We start from the raw sequence: 17,431 nt of genomic DNA, 5'->3' as shown, positions 1-17,431 counted from the left end.
TTAAGAAATGCAACTTTTACTCGCCGAAGACGACCCCATCCTCGCAAACGGATTGACCGCGCAACTGAACGCCGCGGGCTTCACCGTCGAACACGCGCCGAACGGCCCGGTGGCGGAATACCTGCTCTCCCGGCAGAACTTCGATATCGCCATCATCGACCTCGGCCTGCCCATGGTCGACGGCCTGACGGTATTGAAGAACCTGCGCGCGACCCGGCCCGACCTGCCGGTGCTCGTCCTGACGGCCCTCGACCGGCTCGACAGCCGCGTGGCGGGCCTGAACGCCGGCGCCGACGACTACATGACGAAACCGTTCGAGTTCCCGGAACTGGAAGCGCGCCTGCGGGCGATCCTGCGGCGCGCACGCACGTCGTCGTCGTCGGCGGCGCCCGCCGACGTCGCGCTGTCCGGCCTCCACTTCGACCGGGCCGCGCGGCGCGCCGTCATCCACGGCGAACCGGTCGAGCTGAGCCCGCGCGAAGCGACCCTGCTCGAGCTGCTGCTGGTCCATGCCGACAAGGTCGTCACGAAGGAGCAAATCGCCACCGCGTGGGCGGGCGACGGCACCGAAGTCGGCGCGGGCAACACGGCGGAAGTCCACATCCACCGGCTGCGCCGCAAGCTGGAAGGTTCGGGCCTCGAGATCCGCACCGTCCGCGGACTCGGCTACCTGCTGGCCGTCGAGCGCGCCGATGGACGACCGGCCTGAACGGGGAACCCGCACGCTCTCCCTGCGCCGCCAGCTGGTCCTCTGGGTGCTGCTGCCCCAGCTCGTATTGTGGGTCGCGGGCGGCTTCGCCACGTACCGGCTGGCCGTCCGCTACGTCAACCAGGCGGCCGACGCGACCCTGTCCCAGGCCACCCGGGCGCTCGCGCGGCGCGTCAAGCCCATCGGCAGCGGCCTGCTGATCGATTTCCCCCGCGCCGCGCAGGAAGTGCTCGAGACGGATCCCAACGACCGCCTGTTCTACATGGTGAGCACGCCGCCCGGCGAATTCATCCTCGGCAACAACAGCATCCCGATGCCGCCTGCGTCCATGCGGCCGCGCCTGAACGATCCGTATTTCTACGACGGCGAGATCCGGTCCGCCGGTCCGGCCGGCGGGCGCGGCCTCCGGGAATCGATCAAGGTCAGGATCGCGGCGCTCTATCTCCCTTACGCCGCGCCGGAAGGCAAGGAGCAATGGATGCTCGTGCAGGTGGCGCGCAACATGGCGCACCGCGAGGACATCTTCAAGCTGATCCTGATGGACACCCTGCTCCCGCTGTCCGCGCTGATTCCGCTGCTGACGCTCATCGTCTGGATCGGCACCGGCGCCGGCCTGGCGCCGCTGCTGCGCCTGCGCAAGGAGGTCGAGGGCCGCTCGCCGCTCGACCTGGCGCCGCTGCGGATCGAATCGGCGCCGCAGGAAGTCCACTCCCTCGTCCGCGCGCTGAACGCCCTGCTCGCGTCCGTGCGCCAGAACGTGAACGCGCAAAAACGCTTCATCGCGGACGCGGCGCACCAGCTGCGCACGCCGCTGGCGGGCCTGAAGAGCCAGACGGCGCTGGCGATGGCGGCGACCGACGACCCGGCCCTGATCGCGCGGCTGAAACTGGTCGACCAGAGCGCGACCCGGGGCGCCCACCTGATCAACCAGTTGCTGATGCTGGCGCGCGCGGATCCCGAGGCCGCGGCGGCATCCGACAAGGCGCCGCTGGACATGCCCGCATTCGTCCAGGAGATCGTCGCCGAATACGTGCCGCGCGCGCTGCGGGCGCAGGTCGACCTCGGCATGGACGACGCCGAGCCGCCCGCCGCCGCGCCGCTGCGCATCGAGGCCAACGCGCTGCTGCTGCGCGAAGCGCTCACCAACGTGATCGACAACGCGATCAAGTACACGGGCCGCGGCGGCGAGATCACGGTCCGCGTCGCGCCGGACGGCGGCGACGTCCTCGTGACCGTCACCGACAACGGCCCGGGCATCCCGGAAGCGGACCGCGCCCGCGTGTTCGAACGGTTCGTGCGCGCCACCGACCACGGCGAAGGGTGCGGGCTCGGGTTGGCGATCGTGCGCGACATCGTCGCGCAGCACGGCGGCACCGTCGACCTGCAGGATGCACGGCCGCACGGCCTGCGCGTGGCAATCCGCCTGCCCAGGCGGTGATCGGCGCCCCCCGGCGGGCGTCCGCCGGTTTATACTCAGGCTCGACATCAATGTATTGACGAACGTGCCCACTCCGACCCCTCCCCCGCGCGACACGCGGCCGCTCGCGGCTGCGGCCATGCTGATCGTCGCTCTCACGGTGACGCTCGCCGGCCTGCTGGTGTCGAGCTACCACGACACGATCGAACGCGAGCAGACGAACCTGCGCAACCTGGCGGAGGCCTTCGCCGCCCAGACCCATTACGCCACGCTCGCGCTGGACCTGGCCCTCGCGCGCGCCGCGGAGCACGCGCCGCAGGACGGCACGGACACGGCGGCCGCCTTGCCCGGCGGCGCGCCCGAAGCGATTCCCGCACGCGTGCGCAGGCTCGGGCCGGACGCGCCGCGCCGCCCGCTCCCGTCCGGCGCGCCGAAGATCGGGATCGCGCTGCCGCCGGACGGCGGTCCCGCCACGATCACCCTGGCGCGGGTGCTGCCCATCGGCCCGGCCGTCATCGAGGCGGACGCCGCCTACTTCCAGCGCATCTTCGATTCCGCCGACCTCGGGCACGGCGGCTCCGTCACGCTGCACCAGCGCGACGGCACGATGCTCGTGCGCAGCCCGACGCTGCCCAAGGCCATCGGCCACTCCTTCATCCACACGCCGCTGTTCCAGACGCATTTGCCGCGCGCGGCCGTCGGCGCGTTCGAGGCGACGAGCCCCATCGACGGCGTGAGCCGCCTGTACGGCTACAGCGCGGTCGCCGGCTACCCCCTGCTGATCGTCACGGGGCGCGACCTGTCCGACACGCTGGCCGTGTGGCGCGGCTGGCTGTGGATCGCCGTGCTGGCCTGGGCGCTGCTGTCGGTCACGCTGGCCATGCTGGCCCGGCGCATGAGCCGCGAGGCGGCGCGCCAGGCCGCGCTGATCGCCCGCCTGCAGGCCAGCGAGCGCCGGCTCGCGGACGGTGCGCGCTACCTGAAGACCATCCTCGATTCGCTCGCCACGCCGCTCTGGGTGCTCGATGCGAAGCGGCGTATCGTCCTGTTCAACCGCGCGTTCCTGCAGTTCACGGGCCGGAACGAGGACGCGGTGACGGGACGGCTCGAAACGGAAGTGCTCGACCCGGCCGGCGCCGATGCGCGCGCCAGGCTGTATGCGGACAGCACGGCCGACGGCGTGCATGCGCTGGAGGCGGAGATCCGCGACGGCAGCGGCGCCACCCGCACCGCGATCCAGCTCGCCGCGCAGCTCAGGAGCGAAGGCGACGCCGTCCAGATCGTCAACAGCCTCACCGACATCACGGAACGCAAGCAGGTCGAATTGCGCCTCGCCTACCTGGCCGACCACGACCCGCTGACCGGTTTGCCGAACCTGAATTACCTGCGCCGCGTGCTGGCGGACGCGCTGCAGGGTGAACAGATCGTCCTGCTGCTGATCGCGCTGGAACGCCAGCAGGAAGTGGCGGACCTGCTCGGCATCGAAGCGGGCGACGACGCCGTGCGCCAGGTCGCCGCGCGGCTCGACGGGCTTGCGCCCGCGGCGCTCTGCGTCGCACGCGTAAAAGCCAACGAATTCGCGGTGCTGCTGCCGGCGGGGCCGGGCCGCCGCCCCGTCGACGCCGTCGCGCTCGAACTGCACGCGCTGCTGGCCGAACCCGTGCGCGTGGGCGGGCGCGAGTTCCACCTGGCGCCCGTGATCGGCATCGCGACGTATCCGCAGGATGCCGCGTCCGCCAACGAGTTGATGCGCCTGGCCGACATCGCCAAGCACCGCGCCCGCAGCGACGCCGGCGAACCGGTGCATTTCCATTCCGAGTCCACGCACCTCCAGCTGGACGAGCGGCTCACCATCGAGGAACAGCTGCGGCATGCGCTGGCGCGCGGCGAACTGACGCCGCACTACCAGCCGAAGGTCGACATCGCGACGGGGCAGGTCACCGGCTTCGAGGTGCTGCTGCGCTGGAACAGCCCCGTGCTCGGCCCCGTGTCGCCGGCGCGCTTCATCCCGATCGCCGAGCAGACGGGCCTGATCGTACCGATCGGGACGTGGGTGCTGCGCACCGCGTGCGCGCAGGCGAGCCACTGGGCGCGCGAGCACGGTATCGCGACCCGCGTCGCCGTGAACCTGTCGATCCGCCAGTTCTACCAGAAAGACCTGTTGAGAGTGATCGCCGGCGCGCTGGACGACGCGGGCCTGCCGCCGCACGCGCTCGAACTGGAGATCACGGAAAGCATCGCGATGAGCCGCGTGGACGTCGTCGAGCGCCTGCTGGGCGGCATCCGCGACCTCGGCGTGGAACTCTCGATCGACGATTTCGGCACCGGCTATTCGAGCCTGGCCTACCTGAAGCGCTTCCCCGTGCAGCGCCTGAAAATCGACCGGGCGTTCGTGCGCGACCTCGGGCGCGACGCCGACAGCGCGGCCATCGTCCGCTCCGTCGTCGCGCTGGGCCACGGCCTCTCGATGCGCATCGTGGCCGAAGGCGTGGAGACCGAGGAGCAGCTGGCGCTGCTGCGCGCGCTCGGCTGCGACGAATACCAGGGCTATCTGTTCGCGCGGCCGATGGACGCCGCCGCCGTGCCGGCCCTGCTCGGCCGCCCCGTCGCGTCAGGCGCGTGAACGCACGGCCCGGCGCGGCCGGCCGCCGGCCGGCGGCAATGGGTGCGCGGAACGCGCCGGTGCCGGGACGTCGGCCGATGCGGCCAGGTCCGCCCACGCATCGAACCCCACTTTCAGCACGCGCAGGCGGTCGTACGCACGCTGCAGCGCCGCCCGTCCCAGCACGAGGCGCAGCGGACCGCGGCCGGCGGCGACGGCCTGCATGATGGCCTGCGCACCGCGCGCGGCGTCAACCTGGGCGGCGCCCCGGCCGAGTGCCGTGCGGCTCACCATGCCATCGTAGTCGGCGATGCCGGCCGCGCGCGGCACCGTCGCGTCGGCGTCGTCGCCGCTGCCCGGATCGACCAGGGTGACGCCGATGCCGAGCGGCTCCACTTCATAGAACAGCGCCTCCGCCAATGCTTCCAGCGCGGAGCGCGCGGCATGGCTGAAGCCTTCGAACGCGGGCGCCTGCACGGACGCGCGGGCCAGCATCACCACGTGGCCTGCGCGGCGCGCGCGCATGCCGGGCAGCACGCGGCGGGCCAGGTTGATCGGGCCGAACACGTTTTCCTCGAACAAGGCGCGCATGGCGCCCTCCTCGCCTTCCTCGATCGCGCCCGGATAACGCTGGGCGGCGCTCGTCGCCAGCACGTCGATGCGCCCGAACCGCCGCTCGGCGGCGACGACGGCCGTGTCGACGCTGGCGGCATCCGTCACGTCCAGCGCGAGCGCCAGCGCGCGGTCCGGATGGCGCTCGACGAGGGCCTGCAGCTGCCCCGGCGCGCGCGCCGCGAGGACGGCATGCTGGCCGGACGCCAGCACGGCCTCCGCCAACGCGGCGGCGAGGCCAGTTGTGGCGTCGGCGATGAACCAGACGGGTTGCGTGGATTGCGACATCGTTCCTCCTTGCTGCGTGCGGAGTGCCAGACTTTAGGTACTCCAGGAAGATGATTCTAGATGCTGGACGGGTACGGTTCCATGGGCGATTTTCCGAAAGTCTTGCCTAAAATTCCAAGCATCATTCAATCCGCCGGCGGCATGCCATAGTCATCCGGCGCGCCGTCCGGCACGACGTCGATCCGGTCCAGCACGACGCCGGGGTCGAGCGCGTGCACCGCCAGCGTATGCATGCCCGGCGCCAGGCGCCCCACGCGCCAGGTGCGCACCGCCATGTTGGACAGCACGTCTTCCTTCCATTGCTCGCTGCGGCCCACGGTCGTGATGTCGACGACTTCCGGCGCGGCGCCGTCGAGGCTGACGGCAAAGCGCACGCGGTTCGCCGCCGTCAGCGGATGCTCGGGCACGGCGACGAGCCTGAGCTGCACCTCGCCGTCGCCCGCCGTCGCGAAACGATACTGCAGCGGCGCACTGGCCGCCAGGTCGGCGAGCGCGCGCGACGGCAGGTCGAGCCGCGCGCGCATCGCGCCGCCGGACGTGCCGAGGCCCGGCCGCGGCGTCCAGTCGCGCGTGGCCGCGGCGCTGCCGGCGCGCAGCACGACGATGCCGCCTTCCCCGAAGCGCAGGTTCACGGCCTGCTCTCCGCATTGCAGGGACAGGGCCGGGTCCGCGCCGCCGTCGTAGCGCAGCACGATGCGCTGTTCGTGGCCATGCGCGGCATCCAGCATGCCGCCGTCCAGGTCCGCCTGCACGGCGCGTGTCCCCGCACGCACGGACCAGCGCGCATCCTGTCCGCCGTAGCTCACCAGAGTCACCGCGCGCGTGGCGGGCCGGCCCCGGCGCAGCACGAGCCGGTCGCCGTCGACGGCAAACGGTGCCGGGTAGACGATGCCGCAGCCGCGCCGGCTTGACACGCTCCACGTCGGATACACGGGCTCCGCGAACACGGGCAGGCGGCGCGGCGCGATGTCCATGATGCCGCGCCACTTGCCGTCCGCGAGGCCGTTGTACGCGGCCGCGTCGGCGACGAGCTCCGCATGCGCCGCCCGCGCCTGGCGCACGTACAGGTTGCTGGACGGCCGCTGCTGGCGCGCGTATTCCGCCGCGAGGTCCAGTTTCAATATGCGCGTGTTCAGGTTCGCGCTCGACCGCACCGGGTACAGCACCAGTTCGAAAAAGGCGTCGCGCAGCCGCGCCGGGATGCGCGCGGCCAGCGCTTCGGCCCGCGCCGTCAGCGCGCGGTAGTCCGCGAGCCGCCGCTCCGCTTCGTCGCCGCCCGTGCGCACATAGGCCGTGGTGCGCACGGGACGCGTGGGTTCGGTCTGGCTCCAGCCCATGAATTCGGGGCGGCGCTCCCACGCGAGGCGGTAGTACTCGCGCAGGATGGCCGCCGTTTCCGCAGCGTGAACCCGTCCGAACTGCGTGGCGGCCCACGCCTCCAGGTGGCGCGCGGGGTCCTGCCGCAACACGTCGGCGTCGAACGCCGCGTCGAGGAAGTACTGCGTGAGGTATTCGGCCGGCTTGATGTCGCCGACGTTCAGCACCCACAGGCGGCGCGCACCGGTCGCCCACGCGCGCTCCAGCTGGTCGCGGATCAGGGATGGATGCGTCGTGCCGAGCCACAGGTAGTCGTGCGGCCGGCCCCAGTACGACACGTGGTAATAGATGCCCTGCCCGCCCGCGCGCCGGCCCTCTTTGTCCGTCCCCAGTTGCGCGAGATAGCCGTAGTTATCGTCCGGCCACACGAGCGTCACGTCGTCGGGCACGGCCAGGCCGAGGTTCCAGTAATCCAGCACTTCCTTGTACATCGTGAAGGCCTGCGGGATGCCCGCGGGCGGCTTGCCCTGCGCCTCGCCCAGCATCGCGCGCTGGACCTTGAACACGTCCTGCAACGTGTCGCGCGCCTGTTCGGGACTGGCCGCGCCCTCCATCGCGGAATCGTGCACGCCGCGCAGGCCCAGCGACGTCATCGTCTCCATGTCCTTGACTTCGTCGATGCGCGTGCGCCAGTAGTCGACGAGGCGGTCGCGGTTGCGGAACCAGTCGAACGGACCGCTCTTCCATTCGCGCACGTTATTGCGCATCATCGGCTCCGCGTGCGACGTGCCGACGATGATCGCGTAATCGTCGGCCGTCTGCGCATTGCCGGGGACGGTGTAGAACGGCCGCGTCGATTCGTGCATCGCGGGCCACACGAGGTTCGCCTTCAGGCGCCACAGCAGCTCGAACACACGCGCATAGGTCTTGGGACCGATGTCGTGGGCCGGGTCGAACGTCCTGGCCGCCCATGGCTGCAGCCCCCAGTCCTCGTCGTTGATGAAGATGCCGCGGTAGGCCACCGCCGGCGCGTGCGACAGCCGCAGCGTGCCGTCGACGGCCGGGCGGTCCACGTGCGCCGGCGCGACGTCGGCCCACCATTCCCAGGCCGAGACGCCCAGCTCGCGCGACAGGTCGACGACGCCGTACACCGCGCCGCGCCGGTCCGATCCCGCCACGAGCAGCAGCGCGCGGCCGCCCGCCTCGCCCGCCACGCGCAGGTAGCGCTCGGACTGGCCGGCCAGCGGCGCGAGGTCCGCGCCCAGCGCCCGCGCCGCCTCCTGCACGAGCGCCGAATCCGCCGTGCCCACGACGACGCAGCGGCGCGGGCAATCCGCCAGTCGCGTCGCCAGCGCGGGCGCGGTGCCGCTCACGCGTTCGAGGTCGCGCGCGAGCATGCCGGCCGCGAGCCGCATCGTGGGCTGGCCGGCGTGGACGATGGTGGTGTCGTTGAGCTCGAACGGCTGGGCGCGAACGAGGCTGGCGGTAAAAGTCAGGATGAGGGCGAAGCGGCGCATGGGCGGACATGGTAGTGCGGCGCCGCCGGCGAAACAATCAGAAAATTGATCATTTGCATTTGACCAGCCGGGCCTTCACGCATACACTTCGAATGGTTGCGCTACCATTTTAAATGTTATAACAAGATGCGCAGCTGCCTACCAGGAGGAGACTGTGCAACACACGCATCGCAAGGCCGCACGCCGGCTCGTATCCACGCTCGGCATCACCCTTGCCGCCACCCTGCTTCCCGCCATGTCGCCGCTCGCCGTCCAGGCCCGGGCGGCCGACAGCGTCGCGCCGCGCCAGCACATCCTGCTGGACGACGGCTGGCGCTTCCACGCCGGCGACCCGGACGGCGGCTCCGCACCGTACCTGTACGACGTCCGGCCGGAAGTGACCGCGTCCGCGGACGGCAAGGTGGCCGACGCCAGGCCCGAGGAAGCGGCCCGGGTCGCGCGCGCGGACACGCCCGTGCTGAAGCCCTGGATCCTCCCGAGCGGCAATGCGTTCATCCGCGATCCGGCCCGCCGCTACCAGCGTCCCGCGACGGAACCGGCCGTCGACGCACCGTTCGCGAAGCTCGCGTTCGACGACGGCAGCTGGCGCCCCGTCACCCTGCCGCACGACTGGGCCATCGTGGGCCCGTTCCTGACGACGGGCCCGTACGGCGGCATGGGCCGCCTCAAGACGTGGGGCCCGGCCTGGTACCGGCGCAAGCTGGACATTCCCGCCGCCGACCGCGGCAAGAAGATCTTCCTCGACGTCGACGGCGCCATGTCGTACGCGAGCGTGTGGGTCAACGGCCACCTCGCGGGCGGCTGGCCCTATGGCTACAACTCGTTCCGCATCGACCTGACGCCGTGGCTGCAGCCGGGCGGTGCGAACCAGCTCGCGATCCGCCTCGACAACCCGCCGGAATCCGCGCGCTGGTACCCGGGCGCGGGCCTGTACCGCAACGTGTGGCTGACGAAGACGGCGCCCGTGCACGTGGGCCAGTGGGGCGTGACCGTGACGACGCCGGAAGTGTCGGCCGAATCGGCGCGCGTGGCGTGGCAGGTCGCCGTCGACAACGAGGGCGGCACGCCGGCCAGCGCGACGGTGACGACCGAGTTGTACGTCCTGGACGACCGCGGACACATCGCGGGCAAGCCCGTGGCCACGGCCGTATCGGCACCGGCGACGGTCGCCGCCGGCACGAGCGGCACGGTCAGCGGCGCGACGACCGTGAGCAAGCCGCGCCTGTGGGGCCCGCCACCGACGCAGACGCCGCACCGCTACGCGCTGGTGGCGACCGTGCGCCAGGACGGCCGTGTCGTCGACCGCACCGAGACGCCGTTCGGCATCCGCACCGTGCGTTTCGATCCCGATCGAGGACTCCTCGTCAACGGCGAGCACATCCCCCTGCGCGGCGTGAACAACCACCACGACCTGGGCGCGCTGGGCGCCGCGTTCAACGTGCGCGCGGCCGAGCGCCAGCTGGAGATCATGCGCGCGATGGGCGCCAACGCCGTCCGCCTGAGTCACAACCCGCCCGACCCGCAGCTGCTGGACCTGGCGGACCGCATGGGCTTCCTCGTGATGGACGAAGTATTCGATTCGTGGGAACGCAAGAAGACGCCGCTGGACTTCCACCTGATCTTCCCCGACTGGCACGAACAGGACCTGCGCGCGATGATCCGGCGCGACCGCAACCACCCGTCCATCATCATCTGGAGCATCGGCAACGAGGTCGGCGAGCAGTACACCGACAAGGCCGGCGCCGCCGTGGCGCACGAGTTGCACCGGATCGCCCGCGAGGAAGATCCGACCCGGCCGACGACGACCGCGATGAACTACGCCAAGTCGGACATGCCGCTGCCCGCGGAGGTCGACGTCATCGGCCTGAACTACCAGGGCGAAGGCATCCGCCAGGATCCGGAATTCGAAGGGACCGACCGGATCCGCACGCCCCCGCAGTACCCGCTGTTCCATGCGAAATTCCCGGACAAGATGATCCTCAGCACGGAATCCGCGTCGGCGTTCAGCAGCCGCGGCGTGTATCTGTTCCCCGTGCATCCGTCGAACAGCTCCATCGTCCGCGACGGCCGGGGCGGCGACTCCCACAGCCAGCAGGTCAGCGGCTACGAACTGTACGCCGTCGATTTCGGCGCATCCGCCGACAAGGTGTTCGCCTCGCTCGACCGCAACCCGTACGTGGCCGGCGAATTCGTCTGGACCGGTTTCGACTACCTGGGCGAGCCGACGCCTTATTACGGCGCGCGCAGCTCGTACTCGGGCATCGTCGACCTGGCCGGCTTCCCGAAGGACCGCTATTACCTGTACCAGTCGCGCTGGCGCCCGGACCTGCCGATGGTCCACGTGCTGCCGCACTGGACGTGGCCGGAGCGCGTGGGCCAGGTCACGCCCGTGCACGTGTTCACGTCGGGCGACGAGGCCGAGCTGTTCGTCAACGGCAAGTCGCAGGGCCGCCAGAAGAAGGCGCCGTACGCCTACCGCCTGCGCTGGGATGCCGTGAAGTACGAGCCGGGCGAAATCACGGTCGTCGCGTACAAGAACGGCAAGGAGTGGGCACGGGACACCGTGAAAACGGCCGGCGCCCCGGCCGCGCTGCAGGCGCAGGCGGACCGCACGGCGCTCGCCAGCGACGGGCGCGATCTCGCCTTCGTCACCGTGCGCATCGTCGACAAGGATGGCCTGCCCGCGCCGCGCGCGCACGACCGCGTGCGCTTCACCGTCGAGGGGCCGGCGGATCTCGTCGCCACCGACAACGGCGACGCGACGAGCTTCGAATCGTTCCAGGCCAGGGACAGGGCCGCGTTCAACGGCCTCGTGCTGGGCATCGTGCGGACCCGGGCCGGTGCCGGCGGCACGATCACGGTGCGCGCCGATGGTGCCGGGTTGAAAGGTGCTGCCGTGACGTTGCTCAGCCGTCCGGCAACCCGATAGTATGTGCATCTGTTCAAGAACATTTTCACAAACATAACGTGACGAGGCTCATCGACGCTTGGTGCTAAGCTGGCCATTCATCGCACCACCGGAGGGCCTCGGTTATGCCGGAAGCACGCCATGAAGTCGTCGTCGTCACGGGCGCCAGCGCGGGGATCGGCCGTGCCGCGGTACAGCAGTTCGCCCGCGCCGGCGCCCGCATCGCGCTGATCGCGCGCGACCCGGAACGCCTGGAAGCGGCGCGCGCGGAAGCTGAACGGCTCGGCTCGCCGCAAGCCATCGCCATCCCGGCCGACATGGCCGACCATGGCCAGGTCGAGGCCGCCGCCGGGCGGGCCGAGACCGAACTGGGCCCCATCGACATCTGGATCAACAATGCGATGGCGACCGTGTTCGCGCCGTTCGCCGATATTTCTCCAGAAGACTTTCGGCGCGTCACCGACGTCACTTACCACGGCTTCGTGTGGGGCACGATGGCCGCGCTGAAACGCATGCGGCCCCGCAACCGGGGCACCATCGTGCAGGTCAGCTCGGCCCTCGCGTACCGCTCGATTCCCCTGCAATCGCCCTATTGCGGCGCCAAGCACGCGATCAAGGGTTTTACCCAATCGATCCGCACGGAACTCGAGCATGAACGGTGCGATATCCACATCGCCGTCGTCGACATGCCGGGCGTGAACACGCCGCAATTCGAGTGGTGCAAGACCACGTTGACGCACCATCCCAAGCCGATCGGCACGTATTACCAGCCCGAAGTCGCCGCACGCGCCATCTATTGGGCGGCCCATGCGCGCCGGGCCGAGATCTGCGTGGGCGCGCCGACCTTGTCCACCGTGATGGCGGAGAAATTCGTCCCGCGCCTGCTCGACCGGTACCTGGCCCGCAAGGGCGTGGCCGGCCAGCAGGGTCCGCGTGCCATCCCGGCCGACCGGCCCGACAACCTGTGGCGGCCCGTGCCCGGACCGTACGCCGCGCACGGCACCTTCGACGACGGCGCGAGCACCCGCAGCCTGCAGTTGTGGGCGACGACGCACCGCGCGTGGCTGCTGGCCGGCATCGGCGCGGCGGGCGTGGCGCTGGGCCTGAGGCAGCTGCGCAAACACTAAACCAGCGAGGACACGACATGAGCAAATCCGTAGGCGACTTCTTCGTCGAACGCCTGTATGAATGGGGCGTCCGGACCATCTTCGGCTATCCCGGCGACGGCATCAACGGCGTGCTGGGCGCGCTGGACCGCGCCGAGGGCAAGATCCAGTTCATCCAGGTGCGGCACGAGGAAATGGCCGCGTTCATGGCCGCCGCGCACGCCAAGTTCACGGGCGAGCCGGGCGTGTGCCTGTCGACGGGCGGCCCCGGTGCCGCGCACCTCGTGACCGGCCTGTACGACGCCAAGTGCGACCACGTGCCCGTGCTCGCCATCTGCGGCCAGGCGCCGACGACGGCGCGCGGCGCGCACTACCAGCAGGAGCTGAACCTGGAGCGCCTGTTCCAGGACGTGGCGGATTACGTGTACGAGGCGAGCCAGCCGTCGCAGGTGCGCCACCTGCTCGACCGCGCCATGCGCACGGCGCTGGGCCGCAACGGCGTCAGCGTCGTCGTGCTGCCGAGCGACCTGCAGGACAAGCCGTACGAAGACCCGCCGCGCAAGCACGGCTCCGTGTTTTCCGGCATCGGCTACACGAAGCCGCGCGTCGTTCCGTACGAGGCCGATCTCGTACGCGCGGCCGACGTGCTGAACGCGGGCAGCAAGGTGGCGATCCTCGTCGGCGCGGGCGCGCTGCAGGCGACGGACGAAGTCATCGCCGTGGCCGAGCGCCTGAAGGCCGGCTGCGCCAAGGCCCTGCTGGGCAAGGCCGCCCTGCCCGACCACCTGCCGTGGGTGACGGGCTCCATCGGCATCCTCGGCACGAAAGCCAGCTGGGAGATGATGAACGACTGCGACACCCTGCTGATGATCGGCACGGGCTTCCCGTACGCGGAATTCCTGCCGAAGGAAGGCAAGGCGCGCGCGGTGCAGATCGACATCGACCCGACGATGCTGAGCATACGCTTCCCGGCCGAGGTCAACCTGCACGGCGACAGCGCCGAGACCCTGCGCCTGCTGCTGCCGCTGCTGAAGGACAAGACCGACACCGACTGGCGCGCGAAGATCGAACAGGAAGTGCGCGCGTCGTACAAGACGCTGGAAGAACGGGCGCTCGCGTCCGCGAACCCGATCAATCCGCAGCGCGTGTGCTACGAACTGTCGCCGCTGCTGGCGCGCGACGCGATCGTCACGAGCGATTCCGGCTCCTGCGCCAACTGGTATGCGCGCGACCTCAAGGTGCAGCGGGGCCAGATGTATTCGCTGTCCGGCGGACTCGCATCGATGGGCGCGGCCGTGCCATATGCGATCGCCGCCAAGTTCGCGCATCCGGACCGACCCGTGATCGCGCTCGTCGGCGACGGCGCCATGCAGATGAATAACATGGCGGAGCTGATCACCGTGGCCAAGTACTGGACGCGGTGGAAGGACCCGCGCTGGATCGTGTGCGTCTTCAACAACCAGGACCTGAACCAGGTGACGTGGGAACAGCGCGTCATGGAAGGCAATCCGAAGTTCGAGGCGACGCAGCAGATCCCCGACGTCCCTTACCACCGCTTCGGCGAGTTGATCGGTTTGAAGGGCATCTTCTGCAACGATCCCGACCGGGTGGGCGAAGCGTGGCGCGAGGCGCTGGCGGCCGACCGGCCCGTCGTCCTCGAATTCAAGACGGACCCGGAAGTGCCGCCGCTGCCCTCGCACATCACGCTGGAGCAGGCCAGGCACTTCATGACGACGATCGCCAAGGGCGACCCGAGCGAAGGATCGATGCTGGCCGGCGTGGCGAAGCAGGTGCTCAGCACCATCCTCCCCGGAGACAAGAAGTGAACGCGGCGGCGCCCGCCCACGCGCGCCCCGCGGCGCGTGCGCTCGGCGCCGCCGCCCTCGGCCTGGCGCTGGGCGCATTGCTGCTGCAACGGCGCCGGCCCGCGCCTCCACCGCCCGCACCCGACCGTACCGCGCACCGGTTGTACCAGGCCGCCGCGCTGCTGGCCGCGTCCGTGCTGAGCGACAGCGCGCTGGAACACTACCGCGGCGGCTTCGAGAATCCCGGCATGTTCGCGCCGCTCGCCAGCGCGGCCGTCGTGCTGGGCTGTGCGTTGCGCGCGAAGCCCGCTTCCGCACCGTATGCGACCGCCTGCGCCGTCGGCACGGCGGGTCTCGGCTTCCACGCGTACAACGTGCTGCGCCGGCCCGGCGGCCTGTCGTGGGCGAACCTGTTCTATGCGGCGCCGCTCGGCGCGCCCGCCGCGCTCACGCTGGCCGGCGTGCTGGGCCTCGCCGCCCGTCCCGTCGCCGCCGGCGCACCCACGCTCGCCGGCCTGCCGTCCGGCCGCGCCCTGTGCGGCCTGGCCGCGTTCGGCCTCACCGGCACGAGCGCGGAAGCGGCGCTGCTGCATTTCCGGGGCGCGTTCCAGCATCCCGCGATGTGGCTGCCGGTCAGCGTGCCGCCCGCGGCGGCCGTGCTGCTGGCCGGCGCGGCGCTGCCCGGCCGGCCGGGACCGCGCCGCCTGACGGACGCGCTGCTGAAGGCGTGCACGTGGCTGGGCGCGCTGGGGATGGTTTTCCACGCCCGCGGCATCGCAAGGCAGATGGGCGGCTGGCGCAACTGGAGCCAGAACCTGCTTGCCGGCCCGCCGCTGCCGGCGCCGCCCAGCTTTTCCGCGCTCGCACTCGCTGGCCGGGCCGCGCTGGCGCTGCGCACGGTGCAGGAGCGGCCATGAACGAGGACGCTCCCACAGCGCGCTTTCCCGGCTACGACGTGCTGGCCAAGTGGGACAGCCCGTCGTTCGACGGCATCACCCGCAAGACGCTCGCGGCCCGGCTGGATGACGTGCCGCCCCGGCGCTGGCTGACGCAGGACGAGTGGGACCTGCTGGACGCGATCAACGCGCGCCTGCTGCCCCAGCCCGACCGCGCGCAACCGATCCCGATCACGCCGTGGATCGACGCCATGCTGCACGACGACCGCGGCGAAGGCTACCGCCATCCCGACATGCCCCCGCTGCGCGCCGCCTGGCGCCAGGGCCTGGCCGCCGTCGACGACGAGGCGCGGCGGCTGCACGACCGGCCGTTCGTCCGGCTCGATGCGGACGCGCAGGACGCGGTCTTGCATGCCCTCGAAGGCGGCCGCGCCGTGTCTCCCGGCTGGCAGGGCCTCGATGCGCAGCGCTTCTTCATCCACCACCTGCTCAAGACGGCGGCCGGCTTCTATTACGCGCATCCCCTCGCCTGGAACGAGATCGGCTTCGGCGGGCCGGCGAACCCGCGCGGATACGTGCGCCTCGGGTTCGACAGCCGCGACCCGTGGGAAGCGAAGGAGGCGCGGTGATCGCGCCGCGGACAGGCGGCGGCCGCGCCCCCGACGTGTACGAGCGTGGGGGCTGGGTGACGATGCGCGAATACGACGACGATGACGCCGTCGATTTCGTCATCGTCGGCGCCGGCGCCGGCGGCGCCACGCTCGCGTGCAAGCTCGCGGAGGCCGGCTTTTCCGTCGTCGTGCTGGAAGCGGGCCCGTTCTGGCGCCCGCTGGAGGATTTCGCGTCGGACGAGGAAGCGCAGCAACAGCTGTACTGGCTGGAAGAACGGCTGTCCGGCGGCACCGACGCGCTGGCCCTCGGCGGGAACAATTCCGGCTGGGGCGTGGGCGGGTCGACCGTCCACTTCAGCATGATCTCGCTGCGCTTCCGGCCCGAGTGGTTCCGGTCGCGCAGCCAACTGGGCTACGGCTTCGACTGGCCCATCACCTACGACGACCTGGCGCCCTATTACGACGAGGCGGAGCGGGCGCTGGCCGTGTCCGGACCCGTGCGCTATCCGTGGGGACCGCCGCGCCGCCGCTACCCCTATCGCGAACACGAGATGAACGCGGCCGGCCTCGTGCTCGCGCGCGGCGCGGACAAGATGGGCATCGAGTGGTCAGCCGTGCCGCTGGCGACCGTGTCCGCACCGCGCGGCAAGTCGCCGCCCTGCGTCTACCGGGGTTTCTGCAACTTCGGCTGCGCGACGAACGCCAAGCAGAGCGCGCTGATCGTGTGGATTCCCCGCGCGCTGGCGGCGGGCGCGGAAGTGCGCGACCTCGCGATGGCCGGCCGCATCGAACTCGGCGCCGACGGCCGCGCGGCGGGCGTGCACTATCGCCGCAACGACGCATGGCGCTTCCAGCGCGCGCGCAACGTCGTGGTGGCCGGCTATGCGATCGAGACGCCGCGCCTGCTGCTGAATTCCGCGTGCGGCCGCTTCCCGCAGGGCCTCGCGAACGGCTCGGGCCTCGTCGGCACGCACCTGACGACGCACGCCGGCCCCGGCGTGTGGGCCCGGTTCGACGAAGCCATCCGCTGGTACAAGGGCCCGCCCAACATGGCCGTGTGCGAGCACTGGAATTACACGGACGCGGGCAAGGACTTCCACGGCGGCTACGCCTTCATGAGCCAGGGCCCGCTGCCGCGCGCGTGGGCCCAGCTGCTCGTGACGGAACGGCATCTGTGGGGCATGGCGCTGCGCCGCGAGATGGCGGACTACAACCACATGGCGGGCCTCGTCGCGGTCGCCGAGACGGAGCCGCGCGCGTGCAACCGCGTGGCACTGGCGGACGTGCGCGACCGCCACGGCCTGCCCGTTGCGCACGTGACGTTCGAATATGCCGCCAACGACCGCCGCATGCAGGACCACGCGCGCCGCTTCATGGGCGAGATGCTGGCGGCGGCCGGCGGCAAGGACACCTGGACGAGCGACGACACGAGCCACATCCTCGGCACGTGCCGCATGGGCAGCGACCGGGAGACGAGCGTCGTCGACGCGGATGGCCGCAGCTGGGACGTGGACAACCTGTGGATCTGCGACGGCTCGCTGTTCCCGACGGCGGGCGGCGTGAATCCGTCGCTGACGATCCAGGCCCTCGCCTGCCGCATGGGCGCGCGCATCCAGGCGCTCGCGGCGCGCGGGGAATTGTAA

Annotated in this window: 11 protein-coding genes; 9 read left to right on the top strand and 2 right to left on the bottom strand. The window is 71.0% G+C overall.

The features are described from left to right. Positions 1-7: 7 nt before the first annotated feature. From ASD28_RS14160 to ASD28_RS14150, 3 genes are all read left to right on the top strand, one after another. Positions 8-709 (top strand): response regulator transcription factor, encoded by a 702-nt coding sequence (locus tag ASD28_RS14160; RefSeq protein ID WP_056128840.1) that lies wholly within the window; start codon positions 8-10, stop codon positions 707-709. Then, positions 693-2,147, top strand: coding sequence for a sensor histidine kinase (locus ASD28_RS14155; RefSeq protein WP_056128837.1), 1,455 nt, complete (start codon positions 693-695; stop codon positions 2,145-2,147). Before ASD28_RS14160 ends, ASD28_RS14155 begins: the two co-directional genes overlap by 17 nt. 64 nt (positions 2,148-2,211) lie before the next feature. Then, positions 2,212-4,749 carry an EAL domain-containing protein gene (locus tag ASD28_RS14150; protein ID WP_156403758.1) on the top strand — a complete coding sequence of 846 codons (2,538 nt, stop codon included), beginning with the start codon at positions 2,212-2,214 and terminating at the stop codon, positions 4,747-4,749. On the opposite strand, the gene ASD28_RS14145 is transcribed toward ASD28_RS14150, so the two are convergent. After that, complete coding sequence (locus ASD28_RS14145) at positions 4,738-5,628, bottom strand: SDR family NAD(P)-dependent oxidoreductase (protein WP_056128831.1); 891 nt, start codon at positions 5,626-5,628, stop codon at positions 4,738-4,740. The genes ASD28_RS14150 and ASD28_RS14145 overlap by 12 nt on opposite strands. A gap of 125 nt (positions 5,629-5,753) precedes the next feature. Further along, entirely contained in the window at positions 5,754-8,462 is a 2,709-nt protein-coding gene (locus ASD28_RS14140) for a glycosyl hydrolase 115 family protein (RefSeq protein ID WP_056128828.1), read from the bottom strand. A gap of 154 nt (positions 8,463-8,616) precedes the next feature. On the opposite strand from ASD28_RS14140, the gene galB reads away from it, so the two are divergent. The 6 genes from galB to ASD28_RS14110 all read left to right on the top strand — a co-directional run bounded on the left by galB (position 8,617) and on the right by ASD28_RS14110 (position 17,431). Continuing rightward, positions 8,617-11,391, top strand: a complete 2,775-nt coding sequence (galB, locus tag ASD28_RS14135) for a beta-galactosidase GalB (protein ID WP_229412096.1) — start codon at positions 8,617-8,619, stop codon at positions 11,389-11,391. 104 nt (positions 11,392-11,495) lie between these two features. Then, on the top strand, positions 11,496-12,497 hold the full coding sequence (locus ASD28_RS14130) for an SDR family oxidoreductase (RefSeq protein ID WP_056128825.1): 1,002 nt from the start codon (positions 11,496-11,498) through the stop codon (positions 12,495-12,497). Positions 12,498-12,514: 17 nt separating this feature from the next. Continuing rightward, positions 12,515-14,302: a thiamine pyrophosphate-requiring protein gene (locus ASD28_RS14125; protein WP_056128822.1), complete on the top strand. Its 1,788-nt coding sequence runs from the start codon at positions 12,515-12,517 to the stop codon at positions 14,300-14,302. Continuing rightward, entirely contained in the window at positions 14,299-15,198 is a 900-nt protein-coding gene (locus ASD28_RS14120; protein WP_082577235.1) for a hypothetical protein, read from the top strand. Before ASD28_RS14125 ends, ASD28_RS14120 begins: the two co-directional genes overlap by 4 nt. Then, a complete protein-coding gene (locus ASD28_RS14115; RefSeq protein ID WP_056128820.1) occupies positions 15,195-15,806 on the top strand; it encodes a gluconate 2-dehydrogenase subunit 3 family protein in 612 nt (203 codons plus the stop codon). The genes ASD28_RS14120 and ASD28_RS14115 overlap by 4 nt, the downstream gene beginning before the upstream one ends. Further along, positions 15,782-17,431: a GMC family oxidoreductase gene (locus tag ASD28_RS14110; RefSeq protein WP_229412097.1), complete on the top strand. Its 1,650-nt coding sequence runs from the start codon at positions 15,782-15,784 to the stop codon at positions 17,429-17,431. The genes ASD28_RS14115 and ASD28_RS14110 overlap by 25 nt, the downstream gene beginning before the upstream one ends.

The organism is Massilia sp. Root133 (assembly GCF_001426525.1).
GTDB lineage: Bacteria > Pseudomonadota > Gammaproteobacteria > Burkholderiales > Burkholderiaceae_D > Telluria > Telluria orientalis.
Note: the sequence above shows the minus strand (reverse complement) of the source record. Positions and strands in the feature narration are given on the sequence as shown.